The sequence below is a fragment of the Actinoplanes sp. NPDC023936 genome (assembly GCF_040639325.1).
GTDB lineage: Bacteria > Actinomycetota > Actinomycetes > Mycobacteriales > Micromonosporaceae > Actinoplanes.
Genome location: NZ_JBEZZR010000075.1, coordinates 1 through 17,543 on the forward strand (window position 1 = coordinate 1; position 17,543 = coordinate 17,543).

A 17,543-nucleotide genomic window follows, 5' to 3' on the forward strand; every position below is an offset into this window, starting at 1 on the left:
CTACGGCCGGGCGACACCAGCCGTAGGCCAGAACGGCTACCCGAGCTTGATCACATGCCTGGACTACGGCCGGGCGACACCAGCCGTAGGCCAGAACGGCTACCCGGGCTTGATCACATGCCTGGACTACGGCCGGGCGACACCAGCCGTAGGCCAGAGGGGTTACCCAGGCTTGATCACATGTGTGGGCTACGGCCGGGGCGGTGAATTCCAAGATCGGCGAGGCGGGAGGTACCGGGTGCGAGGTGCCAGGTGCGAGGTGCCAGGTGCGAGGTGCCAGGCGCGAGGTGCCAGATGCGAGGTGCCAGATGCGAGGACGCCAGCGCGGGGCGGCGGGGCACGCACGCGGGGGCGCGGGGCCGAGGCCGAATATCTGCTGGTAGCGGGCGTGTCAATGAGCCAGCGGGGTCAGCACTGAGCGCCAGCCCGCCCCGCCGCTCCACGATCCACAGCCGCCCGGCCGCCAAGCGCCTCAACCCGTGCGGCGATGGGCGCACACGAACAGCCCCGCCACCCCCGCCACAGCTCACCGTGTGCGCTGGCCCGACTCGATCGCCGGCCGACTCGCGGCTACCGGGCGACTCGATCACCGGTCGCCTCCCTGGGGGCGACACCGTTCGGGTGCCCCGCTGCCCCCACGCGAGCGGCACCCCGCCGGGCCGCGTCGCGCACCTCGGCCGGGCTCGGCTGGGCGGCCGGCACCGGGCCGCGCCGGCGGCGGTAGACGACGTACGGCCGGGACAGATACGCCAGCGGCGCCGACCACACATGCACCAGGCGGGTGAACGGCCACAGCGCCAGAAACAGGAACCCGCCCAGGGCGTGCAACTGGAACACCAGCGGCGCCCCGGTCATCAGCGACGGGTCCGGCTGGAACCAGAAGATCTGCCGGAACCAGACGGCCAGGCTCTCCCGGTAGTCGTACCCCTCCCCGAACAGGTTGATCACGACGGTCCCGCTCATCCCGAGGACGACCATGGCGGTCAGCGCGGCGTACAGAACCTTGTCCATCGTCGTCGTCACCCGCCGGATCCGGCCGCTCACGAACCGCCGCGCGATCAGCAGCGCCAGACCGACCACCAGCGTCACCCCGGTGATCACGCCGCCGGTCACGGACACCAGGTGATAGGTGTGCTCGGAGACGCCGAGGAACTCGGTGACCGATGCCGGGATCAGCAGGCCCATCGCGTGCCCGGCGATCACCCCGAACGCGCCGAGGTGGAACAGCGGTGATCCGAGCCGCAGCAGCCGGTTCTCCAGGAGCTGGCTGGTGTGCGTGGTCCAGCCGAACTGGTCGTGCCGCCAGCGCCACACGTGTCCGATCACGAACACCGTGAGGCAGGCATACGGCAGGACGGTCCACAGCAGCGTGTTCATCGGGACACCTCAATGAGATCAGGTCCGAGGCCGACGGTTTCGAGTTCCGGCGGCCCGTCGACGGCGAGAGCCTCGATCGCTTCGCGATCTCGGTCGCCGAGTTGCGGCAGGACGTCCACGATCGCTTCCACCAATTGCCGGTACGGGCTACCGGACTCCTCCAGCGCCGCCCGGAGCAGTTCGAGTCCCTGCCGGTGCTGGCGCAGCGGGGCCTCGCCGTCGCCGGGGCCGGCCACCGCCGCGAACTCCAGGACGATCGGCAGCAGGTCGGGCAGTTCCCCGTCGGCGAGACGCAGGCCGTGCGCCCGGTACCGCTGCTTCAGCATGAGCAGCGCCATCCCCCGCTTGCGGGTGTCGCCGTGCAGGTAGTACGTGAGGTACAGCCCGCTGCGGCGGCGCAGGTCGAAGGTCTCGACGTAGTGCCGCTGCGCGGTCATCGGGCTGACCGCCAGGAACCAATCGAGGAAGGTGGACACCTTCTCCCGTACCCCGGAGGGCTCCAGGCCGGCGGCGGCCTCCCGCAGCTCGGGCCCCGCCCGGAGCAGGTCGTCGTCGGGGTAGGTCAGCAGGAGCGAGGCCAGCTGGAACAGCGTCGCCCTCATGACCGGCCCCGGATCGGGTTGATCGGCAGGCGACGCCGCGTGGGCTGCTGCGGCAGATGGAAATCGGCCATGCCCGGCCCGCCTTCGCAGTCCAGGGAGCAGTCGGTCTGCGCGGCGGCCTGCGCTTCCAGGGCCGCCGCGTCGCGGGCGTGCGCGGCCGGGACCACGTAGCGCTCGTCGTACTTCGCGATGGCGAGCAGGCGGTACATGGCTTCGACCTGCTCGCCGGTCATGCCGATGCCGTCGAGCAACTCCTCGGCGACGGTCCCGTCGAGCGTGCGGGCGCGCATGTAGGAGCGCATCGCGGCGAGTTTCATCAGCACCCCGCCGGCGGTCGCGGTGTCGCCCGCGGTGAACAGCGACGCCAGGTACTCGACCGGGATCCGCAGGTCGTCGATGGTGTGGAAGATGTCGTCGGCGTCGGTGTCGTCACGACCGGCGGCGCCGGCCGCGTCCAGGACCGGGGAGAGCGGCGGGACGTACCAGACCATCGGCAGCGTGCGGTACTCCGGGTGCAGCGGGAGCGCGATCCGGTATTCGCTGATCAGTTTCCAGACCGGGGACCGCTGCGCGGCGACGATCCACTCCTCGGGGTGGCGGGCGTCGCGGGCGGCCTGCTGGATCGCCGGGTCGAACGGGTCGAGGAAGACCGACCGCTGCGCGTCCAGCAGCTCGGACTCGGGCACCGACGCGGCGGCGAGCACGGCGTCCTCGTCGTACCAGACAATGCCGAGATAGCGCAGGCGGCCGACGCAGGTCTCGCTGCAGATGGTGGGCTGCCCCGCCTCCAGGCGGGGGAAGCAGAACGTGCACTTCTCGGCCTTGCCGGTGGCGTGGTTGACGTAGACCTTCTTGTACGGGCACGCCGACACACACATCCGCCAGCCCCGGCAGCGGTCCTCGTCGACGAGCACGATGCCGTCCTGCTCGCGCTTGTACATGGCGCCGGACGGGCAGGCGGAGACGCACGCCGGGTTGAGGCAGTGTTCGCAGATCCGCGGCAGGTAGAACATGAAGGTCTTCTCGAACTCGAATTTGACCTTGTCGCTCACCGCCCGCAGGTTCGGGTCGTCGAGGCCTGTCGCGCCGCCGAGCGAGTCCTCCCAGTTCGCGCCCCAGACGACGCTCATCGGCTCACCGGTGAGTTGCGAGTAGGGCTGCTTGACCGGGGTGTCGGTCCGGCCGGCCGGCGCGTTCACCAGGATGTCCTTGTCGAAGGTGGCCGGCTCGTAGTAGTCGTCGATGGCCGGCAGATCCGGGTTCGCGAAGATCCGGGAGAGCCGCTTGAGCCGCCCGCCGGACCGCAGCCGCAACCGGCCGCGGTCGTCGAGCTTCCAGCCGCCCTTCCACTTCTCCTGGTCCTCGTAGCCCTTCGGGTACCCGATGCCGGGCTTGGTCTCGACGTTGTTGAACCAGACGTACTCGGTGCCGTCCCGGTTGGTCCAGGTCTGCTTGCACGTCACCGAGCACGTGTGGCAGCCGATGCATTTGTCCAGGTTCATCACCATGGCGACCTGCGCGCGGATACGCATCAGTACTCCACCTCCTGCGTGCGGCGCCGGATCACGGTGATCTCGTCGCGCTGGCTGCCGATCGGGCCGTAGTAGTTGAAGGCGTAGGTGAGCTGGGCGTGCCCGCCGGCCAGATGCGTCGGCTTGATCAGCAGCCGGGTCATCGAGTTGTGGTAGCCGCCGCGCCGCCGCGACTTCTCCGCCTTGGGGACGTTCACGGTGCGTTCCGGCGAGTGGTACTGGAAGACCGTGCCCTCGGGCATCCGGTGGCTGACGACGGCGCGGGCCACCACGACGCCGTTGCGGTTGTGCGCCTCGATCCAGTCGTTGTCGGCCACGCCGATCTTCTCGGCGTCCGGCCGGGACATCCAGATCACCGGGCCGCCGCGGGACAGCGCCAGCATCAGCTCGTTGTCGTGGTACATCGAGTGGATCGACCACTTGGCGTGCGGGGTCAGGAACCGCACCGTCACTCCGCCGTCGACCGCCTCGCCGGGCTTGCCGAAGTGCCGGGCCATGTTCAGCGGCGGCCGGAACGCCGGCAGCTGCTCGCCGAGCTCGGCGACCCAGTCGTGCTCGATGAAGAAGTGCTGGCGGCCGGTGACGGTGTGCCAGGGCTTCAGCCGCTCGACGTTGATGGTGAACGGTGAGTAGCGGCGGCCGCCCTTCTCCGAGCCGGACCACTCCGGGCTGGTGAAGACCGGCTGCGGGGCGTCCTGGGTCTCGGCGTACGTGATCCGGTCCTTCTCGTGGCCCTCGATGTAGTCGGTGAACCGTTGCCCGGTGCGCTTCTCCAGCTCCGCGAAGCCCTTGAGCGCCAGTGCGCCGTTGGTGGTGCCGCTCAGCGCCAGGATCGCCTCGCACATCCGGTCCGCGGTCGCCAGCGACGGCCGGCCGTCGATCACGCCGTTCTGGTGCTTCAGGTACGCGATCTCGTCGCTGACGTCCACCGTGATCGCCTTGGTCGTCGTGCCGAGCGTGTCCAGCAGCGGGCCGACAGTGCGCATCTTGCGGCCGATCTGCGTGTAGTCCCGCTCGATCGTGATCAGCTTCGGCATCGTCCTCCCCGGGACCGGCTCGCACTCGCCGAACTTCCAGTCCCGGACCCGGCCGCTCGGCATCGCGAGCTCGTCCGGGGTGTCGTGCTGCAGCGGCGCGGCCAGGATGTCCGTGCGGACACCGAGGTGGGTGACCGCCAGCTCGCTGACCTTGTCGGCCAGGGCCAGGAACGTGTCGTAGTCGGTGTGCGCGTCCGACGGCGGCTCGACCGCCGGGCTGAACGCGTGCACGAACGGGTGCATGTCGGTGGTGGAGATGTCGTTCTTCTCGTACCAGGTGGCGGCCGGCAGGACCAGGTCGGAGTGCAGGCCGGTGTTGGTCATCCGGAAGTCCAGGGTGGTCAGCAGGTCGAGCTTGCCGACCGGCGCCTCGTCCCGCCAGATGACGTCGCGCGGCCGCTGGCCCGGCTCGCACTCGGACGCGGTGGCGTCGCTCTCCACGCCGAGCAGGTGGCGCATGAAGTACTCGTTGCCCTTGCCCGACGAGCCGAGCAGGTTGCAGCGCCACAGGGTGAGGGCTCGGGGGAAGTTGGCCGGGTCGTCAGGGTCTTCGGCGACCGTCGTCAAAGCACCCGACTTGAGCGCTTCAAGGGTTTTCTCCACCCCGTCGTCTCCGAGATCGAGCGGGTTGCGGTTGAAGAACGGGTGTCCCGGCGTCCAGCCCATCCGCTGCGCCGCGGCCACCGTGTCCGCGAACGACATGCCGGCGAACCGCCCGGTGCCCAGCGGCGACGCCAGTTCGTCGGCCGGCACCCGCTCGTACCGCCACTGGTCGGTGTGCAGGTACCAGAACGGGGTGGACGCCTGGTGCCGCATCGGCCGCTGCCAGTCGAACGCGAAGCTCATGTGCTGCTGGCCGGTGATCGGGCGGGCCTTCTCCTGCCCGACGTAGTGCGCCCAGCCGCCGCCGTTGACGCCCTGGCAGCCGGTGAGCGTGACGAGCGAGATGAACGCCCGGTACGTCATGTCGGAGTGGAACCACTGGTTCGCGCCGGCGCCCAGGACGATCATCGAGCGGCCGCGGCTGCGCTCGGCGTTGCGGGCGAACTCCCGGCCGATCCGGGCAGCCAGCGTGGCCGGCACGCCGGTGATCTTCTCCTGCCAGGCCGGGGTGTTCGGTGCGTCCGCGTCGTCGTAGCCGGTCGGCCACTCGCCGGGCAGGTCGCCGCGGCGGACCCCGTACTGGGCCATCATCAGGTCGAACACCGTGGTGACGGCGTGTCCGCCGATCCAGCGCACCGGGACGCCGCGGCGCATGGTCGCGCCGCCCTCGGTCTCACCGGTGTCGAAGCGGGCGAGTTCGATCACCACGTGCTCGTCGCCGGTGATGCCGAGGGCGGGAACCACGTCGCCGAGGTCGAGGTTCCAGCGGCCGGGCTCGCCGTAGCGGAAGCCCAGGGATCCGTGCGGGACGACCGGCTCGCCGGTGCGCTCGTCGATCAGGACGGTCTTGTGCTCGCCGTCGCTCTCCCCCAGGTCAGCGGCGGTGAGGAAGCGGTCGGTCACCCACGTCGTGCCGGTGTTGCGCAGCGTCACCAGGAACGGCATGTCCGTGTACTTCCGGACGTAGTCGATGAAGTACTCCGTCTGCCGGTCCACGAAGAACTCCTTGAGCACCACGTGACCCATCGCCATCGCGAGCGCCCCGTCGGTGCCCGGATGCGGCGCCAGCCAGTCGTCGGCGAACTTCACGTTGTCCGCGTAGTCCGGGCTGACCGCCACCACCTTCGTACCCTTGTAGCGGGCCTCGGCCAGGAAATGCGCGTCCGGCGTCCGGGTGACCGGGATGTTGGAACCCCACATCATCAGGTACGTGGCGTTCCACCAGTCCCCGGCCTCCGGGACGTCGGTCTGGTCGCCCCAGATCTGCGGGGAGGCGATCGGCAGGTCCGCGTACCAGTCGTAGAAGCTGAGCAGGGTGCCGCCGAGCAGCGCGTGATAGCGGGTGCCGGCCGCGAACGACGCCATCGACATCGCCGGGATCGGCGAGAACCCGACCACCCGGTCCGGCCCGTAGGTCTTGGTCGTGTAGACGTGCGCCGCCGCGACGATCTCGATCGCCTCGTCCCAGCTCGCCCGCACGAAACCGCCGCGCCCGCGCTGCGCCTTGTAGGCCCGCGCCTTCAGCGGCGTCTCCACGATCTCCGCCCACGCGGCCACCGGGTCACCCAGCCGCTGCCGCGCCTCGCGGTACATCTCGGCGAGCACACCGCGCAGGTACGGGTGACGGACGCGGGACGGCGAATACTCGTACCAGGAGAAGGAGGCACCCCGGGGGCAGCCCCGCGGCTCGTAGTCCGGCGCGTCCGGCCCGGTCGTCGGGTAATCCGTCGCCTGGTGCTCCCAGGTGATCAGCCCGTCCTTGACGAACACGTTCCACGAGCAGGAGCCGGTGCAGTTCACCCCGTGGGTCGAGCGCACCACCTTGTCGTAGCGATACCGGTCCCGGTAGAACGCGTCCCAGTCCTCACTGCGGACCTGGTGCACCGTGCGGCCGTGGTCACCGACGGTCTCCTTGGTCAGGAACCGCCGGGTGGCGAGCAGAGGCGCGAGGGGTTCAAGTGACACGGGAGGCGCTCCTTGCTTCGGGGTGGCTCCCTCACCCTCGTCCCTTGATCAGCCGGGGACAGCGGCATCAGGTCCCGTCCCGCCCGGGACCAAAGTCCTATCCGGGTTTGCGGGCGAGCTGGATGCCCGGCCGCTGCTCCACCCGGAACCCGGCCTCTTCCAGGTCACGCCGGACGGCGACCGGATCCATGATCAGGTAGTACATGACGAACGGCGGCCGGATCAGCGCGTTGCGCACCCGCATCACCACGTCGAACCCGAGCGCCGCCCAGTGCGCCACCGACGTGACCGGCGGCAGCTCCCCCACCGGCACCGCGAACACCCCGCCCGGCCGCAACGCCCGGAACACCCCGGCGAACACCGCCGGCCGCTCCCGCGGCAGGAAATGCCCGAGCGCCCCGAACGTGACCGCCAGATCGAAGCCCGCGGAGAAGGGCAGCGCCCGCGCGTCCGCCCGCACGAGCGTGGCCGGCGGGCAGGCGCGCCGGGCCTGCCCGAGCATCCCGGCGCTGAAGTCCACACCGGCGACCCGGTCCCGGCACAGCCGGGTGAGCACCGTCAGCCCCGCGCCGGTCCCGCAGCACACGTCCAGTCCCCTGTCGAACGGCCCCTCGTCCGCCAGCGCGCGAGCGGTCATCTCGAGGATCCGGTCCGGCGTGCGGAACGGCGTGTTGTCGAATTTCGGCGCCAGCAGGTCATAGCCGCGCTCCACCGACGACAGCGCCTGCACGCAGAGCTCCCGTAGCGACGGGCCGTTGGCCGAGAACACGCCCCGAGCGTATCCCGATAGCCTGTCGCGTGCCCTTCTTCACCTCCTACGACGGCCTGCGCCTCCACTACGACCAGGACGGCGACGGGCCGCCGCTCGTCGTGCTGCCCGGCGGGCCCGGCACCGATGCGCGCTACCTGCGGGACCTGGGCGGCCTGTCCGCCGTCCGGCGCCTGATCCTCACGGACGCCCGCGCGGCCGGCCGCTCCGCGGTGCCCGCCGACCCGGCCACCGTGTCGTTCGTGGAGCAGGCCCGGGACGTCGAGGAGCTGCGGCGGCACCTCGGCCTGCAGACGCTGGACGTGCTCGCCCACTCGGCCGGCAGCCTGACCGCGCAGGAGTACGCCGCCACCCACCCGGACCGGGTCCGCCGCCTGGTCCTGGTCACCCCGGTCGGCCGGGCCGGCCGGGAAGCCGATCCGGCCGAGATCGCCACCCTGCGCGCCGCCCGCCGGAACGAGCCGTGGTACCCGCAGGCGGCCGGCGCCGACGTACAGTCGCCGCTCGGCCGGGCCCGGCTGGTGCCGTTCTCCTGGCACCGGTGGACGCCGGAGCGCCGCCGCGCCGAGTACGTCCCCGGGCACGCCACGACGCTGCCGTGGCTGCGGGCGGCGTTCTACGCGGGGTCGGCCACCCCGGACACCTTGCCCGAGCGGCTGAAACGGCTGGCCGCGGTGACCTGCCCGGTGCTGGCGATCGCGGGCGCGTCGGACGGTCTGATCGGGACCGTCCCGGCGCGCCTGATCCACGAGACCTACCGGGACAGCCGCCTGGAGGTGTTCGCCGAGTCCGGCCACCGCCCGTGGGTGGAGCAGCCCGAACTGTTCCGCACGGTGATCGACGACTTCCTGAGAGGCGGCGGGGTGGGTTGAGCAACGGATGCCCGGTCCCTGCGCAGGGTCGCGGCGCAGGGCCCGGTCACCGCGCAGGGCCCGGTCGCGCGCTGTGGACTACGGAGTGTGGATCGTGGAGCGACGGAGGCCGGCTGGCGCTCAGTGTCGGCGAAAGGGTCGCGTGACAGCACTGGTAACCAGCTCGCCCGGACAAGCTGGTTACCAGTGCTGCCGAAGGTCGCTTGGGGCAGCACTGAGCGCCAGCTGGTCCAGCTGGTCACCAGCGCAGCAACACCGAGCGCCCGTCCGAATGTGATCGCGCCGCGCACCCCCGCGCACCCTCACTCCCGCCAGCGCAGATCGGCGACGACCGCCCGGTGATCGGACGGGAACACCCCGCCGACCGGGTCCCCGGCCAGCCGCACCCCTTCCACGAGCACCTGCTGATCCTCCCGCCCCGCGCGGAAGAAGATGTGATCGATGCGCTGGTCGATCAGCTGCGGCCCGGCGCTCAGCGGCGCCGACGGATGCGTCGACGGCAGCGTGACCGCGTCCGCCGCTCCCCGGCCCGCCGTCCACGCGTCGACCAGCACGTCCTCGGCGCGGCGCAGGACCGGGGAGCCGGCCGCCGCGTTCAGGTCGCCCATCAGCAGCACCGGGCACGGCCCGTCGAAGCCCGGATCCGTGGCCAGGTCGGCCACGAACGTTCCCTGGGCGATGCGATCATCGGTGTACGGCACCCCGTAGTCGAGGCAGGCCGCCACGATCGGCAGCGGCCCGGCCGGATGGTCGGCGCGCACCGTCAGGGCGACCGGATCCCAGTCGCGGTGCCGGGCCGGCATCACGGCCGTCGCGGTGTCCAGGATCGGCCACCGGCTCAGCACCGCCAGCCCCAGCTCGAAGCCGGACCCGGCCGGAGCCTGCGGGAACGACGGCCCGGCGAACACCGCGTGCATCCCCAGCGCGTCCGCCAGCTCGTGCGCCTGCGTGGTGCCGTCACCGGCCCACACCTCCTGGAGGGCGACCACATCCGGGCGTAACTGCTCCACTGTGGCCCGGATGGCCGGCTGCCGGTCCTCCCAGTGCGGCCCGAATCGCCACCAGATGTTCCACGTCATCACGCGAATCCTGTGGGTCATGCCACCGCTGTACCCGCGCCTCCCGCCGCCGAACACGATCGATCAGCGGCCACGCCCGCGTTTCCCGGGTCCTTTCGGCCGGAGCATGCGGGGATGGCGGGGACCGGGATCGGGGCGCCGCACGATCGTCGGGCCGGACCGTTCCGGGGACATCCCGCCGACGAACCGGATGGACAGGCCCATCACCGCGATCGAGACCAGTCCGACGGTCCGCCAGGTACCCGCCATCGACACCTCTTCCGGAGTCTCCGGAGCGACGAACCCGGTGGGCTCCAGCAGCACCTCCATCCGCATGCCCTCGCGCCATTCACGGCCGCTCCGGCAGAAGTCACCGAAGACCGGCGAGCCGTCGAGCCGGGCCACCCGGAAGCAGAACTCGAAGACTGATCTGTCGCGGCGCACGTCATGCTTCACCCGGACATCCTGGACGGTCACCGTCGTGGGCCGCCCCCACCACTCCAGGACGGTCAGGCGGGTGCCGGCGGATGCCGAGACGCCGAGGACGAACGCCGCCACCAGCAGCGCCACTCCCGCGGCCCGCTGCACGAACGTCTCCCGCGCAGCCGGCCCGGTAAAGCCTCGGACGAACACCGCGGCCAAGCCCAGTCCCACCGCCAGGAACACCAGCAGGTTCCACCACTGCCATGACCGGAGGCTGCCGATCGCGGCCACCACGCTGGGCGCCAGGAGGCAGGCGAACAGGGTCAGCCGGCTGGCGGCCTCGCTGCGTGGCCGAAAGCGATCGAGATCCACGACCCTGAGTGTGACCGTGGATGGCAAGGCTCACCCCGCCTACCGCGTCCTAGGAGGCTAGGTCAAAGCTCGTGGACGCGGAGGGTGCCGGTCGTGTGGCTTTACGGCTCGTGACCGACGCGGAGCGCCCCAGGGGCCATCCAATCCTCCGGGACCACCGAGGCCCGGGCCTCCGGAATCGGCGGCGGGGCGGCCCGGGAGAAGTGCAGCTCCCGATCCGTCACATCCTCGGCCCGCAGCAGCTTCACGTCCGACTGGTAGTCCATCGAGGTCAGCCACGGCATCCGATCACCCTGCCGCGGCAGCGTGGCCACCGCCCGCTGGATGTAGCCCGCCCCGAAGTCCAGGAACGGACGGGTGGGCATGGCCGGATCGCTCACCTCGGGACGGCAGATCTCGTACCCCTGCGAGTCCATGTGTCGCAGCAGCCGGCAGAAATGCTCGCAGAGCAGGCCCACCTTCAGCGTCCACGACGAGTTCGTGTACCCGATCGCGTACGCCAGATTGGGCACCCCGGAGAGCATCACACCCTTGTACGAGACGGTGTCCGGCAACCGCACCGGCGCTCCGTCGACGCTCAGCGGGACGCCACCGAACGCCTGGACGTTCAGCCCGGTCGCGGTCACGATGATGTCGGCCGTCAGCTCCTGGCCGGACTCCAGGAGCACGCCGGTCTCGGTGAACGTGGCGATCCGGCCGGTGACCACGGACGCGGCGCCGTCCCGGATGACCCGGAACAGGTCGCCGTCCGGGACCACGCAGAGGCGCTGCGCCCACGGGTCGTACGGCGGGTTGAAGTGCTCGTCGACCGGATAGCCGGCCGGCAGCTGGCGGGCGTTGACCCAGCGGATCACCCGGCGGGCGGCTTTCGGGTAGCGCCGGCAGAACGACCAGATCGCCTTCTGCTGCGCGATGTTCTTGCGCCGGGTCAGCGCGAAGCCGCGTTCGGCGCCGAGGTGTTTGCGCAGCGCGTTGGCGAGCCCGTCCGTCCGGGGCACCGGGAGGATGTAGGAGGGGGTGCGCTGCAGCATCGTCACGTGGCTCGCGGTGCCCGCCATCGCCGGCACGATGGTGACGGCCGTGGCGCCGCTGCCGATCACCAGGACGCGCTTGCCGGCGTAGTCGAGGTCGTCCGGCCACTGCTGCGGGTGGACGACAGTGCCCCGGAACCGCTCCCGGCCGGCGAACTCCGGGGTGAATCCCTCGTCGTACCGGTAGTAGCCGCTCGCCGAGAAGATCCAGCGGCAGGTCAGCCGGGTCCGCTGCCCGCCGGCGTCCACTTCGACGGTCCACCGGGCGTCCGTCGTGGACCAGGACGCGGCGACCACCTTGTGGTGGTAGCGGATGTGGCTGTCGAGCCCGTTCTCGGTGACGGTCTCGCGCAGGTAGGCGAGGATCCGCGGCGCGTCGGCGATGGATTCCTTGTCACGCCACGGCTTGAACTCGTACCCGAAGGTGTGCAGGTCGGAGTCGGAGCGGATGCCGGGGTAGCGGAAGAGATCCCAGGTGCCACCGGGCGCGGGCCGCGCCTCCAGGATGGCGAAGCTCTTACCCGGCAGTTCGGTCTTCAGGTAGCGACCGGCTCCGATGCCGGAGATCCCGGCCCCGATGATCAGGACATCCAGGTGCTCGAAGATGGTCATGTCGCTCCTCATGAAAAGCAGGTCTAATTAGCATAAACAGGACATAACCCCCTTCGGTGATTGCCCCTCCGGGCCTGATTCACCGGTCCAGCAGCTGAGCCAGGTGCACTGCGGGCCTGTCGCGCAGGTCAGCGACCTGCGTGCGGCAGGAGAATCCGTCGGCCAGAACCACCGCGCCGGGCGCGGCGTCCAGGGCCGGCAGCAGGTTCTGCTCGGCGACCGCCACCGACACCTCGTAGTGCCCCAGCTCCACACCGAAGTTACCGGCCAGGCCGCAGCATCCGGCCAGGCGCCGCACCGTCGCGCCGGTCTCGGCGAGCAGGTCGGCGTCGGTCTTCCAGCCGAGGACGGCGTGGTGGTGGCAGTGCGGCTGGGCGACGACCTCCACTCCGGACAGGTCCGGCGGGGTCCAGCCGGGCGTCTTCGCGAGCAGCTCGGCGAGGGTGTGCACCGCCCCGGCGACGACTGCCGCGTCCTCGTCGCCGGGCAGCAGCTCGTGCACGTCGGAGCGGAGCACCGCGGTGCAGGACGGCTCGATGCCGACGATCGGGATTCCGGCGCGGGCATCGGGCGCGAGGGCCTCGACCGTACGGGAAAGGATCTTCTTGGCGGAATCGAGCTGACCCGTGGTGATCCAGGTGAGGCCGCAGCAGACCTTGCCGGACGGCAGCCGGGGCTCGTAGCCGGCGGCGCGCAGCACCCGGACCGTCGCCTCGGCCACCTCGGGCGAGAAGGCGTCGGAGAACGAGTCGGCGAAGAGCACGACCGGGGTGCCCTGCGGCGTCGGCGACGGGGTGAACGTCCGCCGGAACGGGCGCTTGGCGAAGGCCGGGACGGACCGCCGCTTGTCGACACCGGCCAGCCACAGGGCGATGCCGCGCAAGCCGGGCAGGCGGGTGGACAGGTTCGCGAGGCGTGGCACCCACCCGGCGAAGCGGGCGAGGAGCGGCAGCTTGCCCAGCGTGTAGTGCGAGCGCGGACGCAGGCGCCCGGAGTACGTCTGGTGCAGCACCTCGGACTTGTAGGTCGCCATGTCGATGCCGGTCGGGCAGTCCGAGGCGCAGCCCTTGCAGGCCAGGCAGAGATCCATCGCGTCGTGCACGGACGGGTGCGAGAACGGCAGCTCACCGCGCACCACCTCCTGCAGCACCCGGGCCCGGCCGCGCGTCGAATCCTTCTCCTCGCGGGTGGCGAGGAACGACGGGCACATCACGCCACCGGCCGCGGAGTTGTCGGCGCGGCACTTGCCGACGCCGGTGCAGCGGTGCACGGCCTGCGCCAGGTCGCCGTCGTCGTGCGGGTACGCCATCGCGAGCCGCTTGAGCGGAAAGCTCCCGGCCGCCCGCACGTCCGCGTCCACCGGGTCCGGGTCGACGAGCACACCGGGGTTGAGCAGGTTGTCCGGATCGAACACGTGCTTGATGTTCCGGAAGAGCGTGATCGCGTCCGCCGAGTACATGTGCGGCAGCAGCTCGGAGCGGGCCCGGCCGTCACCGTGCTCGCCGGAGAGCGACCCGCCGAACTCGCCGACGAGCTTCGCCGCGTCGATCAGGAACGACCGCATCACCGACGTGCCACCGGGCGCGTCGAGCGGGAAGTCGAGCCGGACGTGCATGCAGCCGTCGCCGAAGTGCCCGAACGGGGCGGACGTCATGCCGTAGGACGCGACCAGCTCGTCGAAGCGGGCCAGGTACGCGCCGAGCTTCTCCGGCGGCACCGCGGCGTCCTCCCAGCCCGGCCAGGCCGGCTTGTCCGAGGGCGCGCGACCGGCCAGACCGGCGCCGTCCTCCCGGATCCGCCACAGCCGGGCCTGCGTCGCCGGGTCCTCGACGACCAGCGCGTCCGCGCCGATGCCGTCGGCGGCCAGCTTCCGCGCCCGGTCCCGGACCTCGCCGAGGTCGGTGCCGGCGAGCTCGACGAAGAGCCAGGCGCCACCGCGCGGCAGCGGCGGGACAGCGTCCGGGCCACGGCGGGCGCGCAGCACGTCGAGCAGCCGCGAGTCCAGACCCTCGCAGGAGGTGGGCCCGTGCGCGACGACGGCCGGGGAGGCCTCGCCGGCGGCGACGATGTCCCGGAAGCCGAGCACGACGACGACCCGGATCGGGGAGTCGACGACGAGCCTCACGGTCGCCTGCGTGATCACGGCGAGGGTGCCCTCGGAGCCGACGAGCGCCTGCGTCAGGTCGAAGCGCTCGGGCAGTAGGTGGTGCGCGGCGTACCCGGAGACCTGCCGCCCGAACCGATCGAATTCGGTCCGGACCGTCGCCAGGTTTCCGCCGATCACTTCCTTGACGCCGGAGATGCCACGATCAAAACCCTTGTGGTACGGGGTACCGCTCTCGTCATATCCGGTGCTGAACGCCTCCCCAGCAACCGTGAGCAGTTCCAGCCCGGCCACGTTGTCCGAGGTCCGGCCGTAGGCCAGCGACCGCGACCCGCACGCGTTGTTGCCGATCATCCCGCCGATCGTGCAGCGCGGATGGGTGGACGGGTCGGGGCCGAACCGGACGCCGTGCGGCATGACGGCCTTCTGCAGCACCGCGTGCACGGTGCCGGGCTCAACCACGGCGGTGCGCGCCTCGGGGTCGATGTCGAGCACCCGGTTCAGGTGGCGGGAGAAGTCCAGGACGATGCCCCGGCCGACCGCGTTGCCGGCCACCGACGTCCCGGCGCCGCGCGAGGTCAGCGGCACGCCGGTCTCCCGGGCGACGGCGAGCGCGGCAGCGACCTCGTCGACGTGCCGGGGGCGCACCACGGCGAGCGGCGGGATCCGATAGAGGGAGGCGTCGGACGCGTACATCCCCCGGGTGCCCGCGTCGGACCGCACCTCGAGCCCGGCCGTCACCAGTTCTTTTATGACGGCGTCCGCCGCACCGCTCGACTGCTCGCTCATGAGTAACATGTTACCCATGCCGAAGCTCGTGCTCCCGACGGACGCCCCCTCGCTCGCCGACGCCGTCGCCCAGGCGGTCCGCGACGGCGTCGCCACCGGCGAGCTGGAGCCCGGTACGACATACTCGGTCTACCAGCTGGCCGACCTGCTCGGCGTGTCCCGCAGCCCGGCGCGCGAGGGCCTGCTGCGGCTGGCCGAGGCGGGCCTCGTGGAGATTCGCCGCAACCGCGGTTTCCGGGTCCTGCCGCCCCAGGTCCAGGACATCGAGGAGATCATCGGCATCCGCCTGGCCCTGGAGCCGCCGGCCGCCCGGCAGGCCGCCGTCCACGGCAGCGCGGAGCAGCACGCCGCGATCCGGGCCGCCCTCGGCGCGATGGCGGCTGCCGTGGCGGCCGGCGACGAGGCGTCGTTCTGGCCCGCCGACCGGACCCTGCACGACCTGCTGCTGCACACCGCCGGCAAGCCGCGCACGGCCGGCATCGTGGACCGGCTGCGCGGCACGACAGCGCTGCTCGGGCCGCCGACGACGGCCAGCGGCCGCACCCTGCGGGAGATCCACGCCGAGCATCAGCCGGTGGTCGCCGCGGTCCTCGCCCGGGACGGCGAGGCGGCCGAGGCCGCGATGCGCGCGCACCTGGAGTCGACGCGGGACCTGCTGGTGGCGAACCTGCGCGCCGATCCGCCGGCGGCCGCTGAGCCGGCCGGCGGCCGCTGAGCCGGCCGGCGGTCGCTGAGCCGGCCGGCGGTCGCGCCTTACGCCGATCCCGCCCGGTTCAGCCGGTGACTTTGCCGGCGGCGAACTCGGCGGCCCGCTGGACACTGCCGTTGCGGGGATAGGCGAGATGGGCCGCGAAGTTGCCGCCGCCGCCGCAGACCGGGTCCCCGGTGTTGCAGAACTCCTTCGCCTTCGGGCCGAAGACCGCGCTGCTCCCGGCGATGGTCCGCCGCTGCAGGCCGAGCGGGTTGCCGAAGACCACCACGGCGGCGACCCGGCCGGCCAGCGCCGCCGGGATCGTCTCGCCGCGAGTGCCGGCGCCCCGGATGCCGATGGCGATGTCGGTGACGCTGGCGCCCTGCGAGTATCCGCCGATCACGAACCGGGTGTCCGGGCACGCCGCGGCCACCTCGGCGATGTGCCGGCTCATGTTGGTCGCGCCTGGCCCGGCGCTGCGCTGGTTGCCCGCCGCCGCGTAGACCACCGCGAACGAGCCGACCGTCAGATCCGGCAGCTCGGCCGCGAGCTCCCGTGCGAGGGGCCGGCCCACGATGCCCAGGCCCTGCGGTTCCCCGGTGCCGCGCGCGAACACCAGCTCCACATCGGAGCAGGCCGCCGCGGCGGTGCTCGCCCCGCCGAACAGTGTGCCGGCGAAAGCCTGCGGGGTGACGACCGCACCGGCGGCCACCACGGCCGCGCTCGCGCCGATCAGCGCGAGGCGCCGGCCCTTGCCCGGCCGCTTACGTCGAGTAGTCATTGATTCCTCCCTATCCGCCATAGGATTGCGCCCTGGAATACGAAGGAGAGGGCGGAACGGTTGCCCACCAGCCGAAGTTTTTTGCACCTCGAGTGCCAACAGCCTGTGAGGCTGGTCACGCAGAGTGCGCGCCGAGGGGGATCCGGAACGAAAGCGGCGTCCCCGGCGTTGCCAATCTCCGTGACTCTCGCCTTCGCCGTCCTCGGTGACTCGCTGGCCTACGGGCAGGGCGCGGCCCGTCCGTCCGACACCATCGGCGCCCGCCTCGCCGCCGACCTGGGCGACCACGGCATCGCCGCCGAGGTGCACGTCCACGCGGTTCCCGGCGCCGACAGCCGAGGCCTGGCCGCCCAGGCGCAGCGCGCCGCCGCCGGCCGGCCGGACCTCGCGCTGATCATCATCGGCGCGAACGACCTGACCCATCTCGTCCCGCCGCAGCACGCCGCCGCGCTGCTCGGCGACGCCGTCCGGATGCTGCGGTCGGCCGGCGCCGAGGTGGTCGTCGCGCCCGCGCCCGACGTGAGCGTGGTGCCGTGGGTGCCGCCGCACATGCGGATGCTGGTGCAGGCCGGCAGCCGCCTGCTGCAGCAGGAGCAGACCCGTGCCGCGATCGCGGCGGGCGCCCGGGTCGCCGACTTCGGCAGCGGACCGGCCGGCGCGTTCGCCGCCGACCCGGCGCTGTTCAGCGCCGACCGGTTCCACCCGTCCAGTGCCGGTTACGCGGTCATCGCCGCCGCCCTCGCCCCGGCGGTCCACGCGGCCGCCGGAGCAGCCCGGTCAGCGCGAGCCCACTAACCGCCGACCGCCGCGCGGCGACCGCCGACCGGCACGCGGCGCGGCGCCGGCAAGGCGGGACGACCAGCGCGCGGCGCGCGGCCGGCGGCAGGCAGGCGCGGGTGGGGGCCACGGCCACCCGCCGGGCGGT

At 71.9% G+C, this 17,543-nt stretch carries 12 protein-coding genes and 1 pseudogene; 3 read left to right on the forward strand and 10 right to left on the reverse strand.

Features of this window, described 5'->3' with window-relative positions; genetic code table 11:
- Positions 1-570: 570 nt before the first annotated feature.
- From narI to AB0F72_RS41580, 5 genes and pseudogenes are all read right to left on the reverse strand, one after another.
- Positions 571-1,377: a respiratory nitrate reductase subunit gamma gene (gene narI / locus AB0F72_RS41560; protein ID WP_360444630.1), complete on the reverse strand. Its 807-nt coding sequence runs from the start codon at positions 1,375-1,377 to the stop codon at positions 571-573.
- Complete coding sequence (gene narJ / locus AB0F72_RS41565) at positions 1,374-1,979, reverse strand: nitrate reductase molybdenum cofactor assembly chaperone (RefSeq protein WP_360444633.1); 606 nt, start codon at positions 1,977-1,979, stop codon at positions 1,374-1,376. The genes narI and narJ overlap by 4 nt, the downstream gene beginning before the upstream one ends.
- Positions 1,980-2,047: 68 nt before the next feature.
- A pseudogene (narH, locus tag AB0F72_RS41570) lies at positions 2,048-3,511 on the reverse strand (nitrate reductase subunit beta); the annotation flags it as partial.
- Positions 3,511-7,092, reverse strand: coding sequence for a nitrate reductase subunit alpha (locus AB0F72_RS41575; protein ID WP_360444662.1), 3,582 nt, complete (start codon positions 7,090-7,092; stop codon positions 3,511-3,513). The pseudogene narH and the gene AB0F72_RS41575, both read right to left, overlap by 1 nt.
- 121 nt (positions 7,093-7,213) lie before the next feature.
- On the reverse strand, positions 7,214-7,885 hold the full coding sequence (locus tag AB0F72_RS41580; protein ID WP_360444636.1) for a methyltransferase domain-containing protein: 672 nt from the start codon (positions 7,883-7,885) through the stop codon (positions 7,214-7,216).
- Between the two features lie 29 nt (positions 7,886-7,914).
- On the opposite strand from AB0F72_RS41580, the gene AB0F72_RS41585 reads away from it, so the two are divergent.
- A complete protein-coding gene (locus AB0F72_RS41585) occupies positions 7,915-8,757 on the forward strand; it encodes an alpha/beta hydrolase (protein ID WP_360444639.1) in 843 nt (280 codons plus the stop codon).
- A gap of 302 nt (positions 8,758-9,059) precedes the next feature.
- On the opposite strand, the gene AB0F72_RS41590 is transcribed toward AB0F72_RS41585, so the two are convergent.
- The 4 genes from AB0F72_RS41590 to AB0F72_RS41605 all read right to left on the reverse strand — a co-directional run bounded on the left by AB0F72_RS41590 (position 9,060) and on the right by AB0F72_RS41605 (position 15,146).
- Complete coding sequence (locus tag AB0F72_RS41590; RefSeq protein WP_360444642.1) at positions 9,060-9,836, reverse strand: endonuclease/exonuclease/phosphatase family protein; 777 nt, start codon at positions 9,834-9,836, stop codon at positions 9,060-9,062.
- Positions 9,837-9,899: 63 nt separating this feature from the next.
- Entirely contained in the window at positions 9,900-10,610 is a 711-nt protein-coding gene (locus AB0F72_RS41595; protein ID WP_360444645.1) for a hypothetical protein, read from the reverse strand.
- Positions 10,611-10,711: 101 nt separating this feature from the next.
- The gene (locus tag AB0F72_RS41600; protein WP_360444648.1) at positions 10,712-12,253 is read right to left on the reverse strand and encodes an NAD(P)/FAD-dependent oxidoreductase; all 1,542 of its coding nucleotides are present in this window, start codon (positions 12,251-12,253) and stop codon (positions 10,712-10,714) included.
- A gap of 79 nt (positions 12,254-12,332) precedes the next feature.
- The gene (locus tag AB0F72_RS41605) at positions 12,333-15,146 is read right to left on the reverse strand and encodes an FAD-binding and (Fe-S)-binding domain-containing protein (protein WP_360444651.1); all 2,814 of its coding nucleotides are present in this window, start codon (positions 15,144-15,146) and stop codon (positions 12,333-12,335) included.
- A 16-nt stretch (positions 15,147-15,162) separates the two neighbouring features.
- Here AB0F72_RS41605 and AB0F72_RS41610 point away from each other — a divergent pair, with 16 nt between their 5' ends.
- Complete coding sequence (locus tag AB0F72_RS41610; protein WP_360444653.1) at positions 15,163-15,861, forward strand: GntR family transcriptional regulator; 699 nt, start codon at positions 15,163-15,165, stop codon at positions 15,859-15,861.
- 58 nt (positions 15,862-15,919) lie between these two features.
- Here AB0F72_RS41610 and AB0F72_RS41615 read toward each other — a convergent pair whose 3' ends face one another.
- Positions 15,920-16,618: a cutinase family protein gene (locus AB0F72_RS41615; protein WP_360444656.1), complete on the reverse strand. Its 699-nt coding sequence runs from the start codon at positions 16,616-16,618 to the stop codon at positions 15,920-15,922.
- Between the two features lie 180 nt (positions 16,619-16,798).
- Here AB0F72_RS41615 and AB0F72_RS41620 point away from each other — a divergent pair, with 180 nt between their 5' ends.
- Positions 16,799-17,413, forward strand: coding sequence for a GDSL-type esterase/lipase family protein (locus tag AB0F72_RS41620; RefSeq protein ID WP_360444659.1), 615 nt, complete (start codon positions 16,799-16,801; stop codon positions 17,411-17,413).
- Positions 17,414-17,543: the final 130 nt, after the last annotated feature.

Bases quoted from the DNA above. Each gene is read 5' to 3' on its own strand.
- AB0F72_RS41590 (WP_360444642.1), bottom strand. From the start codon at position 9,836: ATGACGTGGAACATCTGGTGGCGATTCGGGCCGCACTGGGAGGACCGG.
- AB0F72_RS41615 (WP_360444656.1), bottom strand. From the start codon at position 16,618: ATGACTACTCGACGTAAGCGGCCGGGCAAGGGCCGGCGCCTCGCGCTG.
- narI (WP_360444630.1), bottom strand. From the start codon at position 1,377: ATGAACACGCTGCTGTGGACCGTCCTGCCGTATGCCTGCCTCACGGTG.
- narJ (WP_360444633.1), bottom strand. From the start codon at position 1,979: ATGAGGGCGACGCTGTTCCAGCTGGCCTCGCTCCTGCTGACCTACCCC.
- AB0F72_RS41610 (WP_360444653.1), top strand. From the start codon at position 15,163: ATGCCGAAGCTCGTGCTCCCGACGGACGCCCCCTCGCTCGCCGACGCC.
- AB0F72_RS41605 (WP_360444651.1), bottom strand. From the start codon at position 15,146: ATGAGCGAGCAGTCGAGCGGTGCGGCGGACGCCGTCATAAAAGAACTG.
- AB0F72_RS41600 (WP_360444648.1), bottom strand. From the start codon at position 12,253: ATGACCATCTTCGAGCACCTGGATGTCCTGATCATCGGGGCCGGGATC.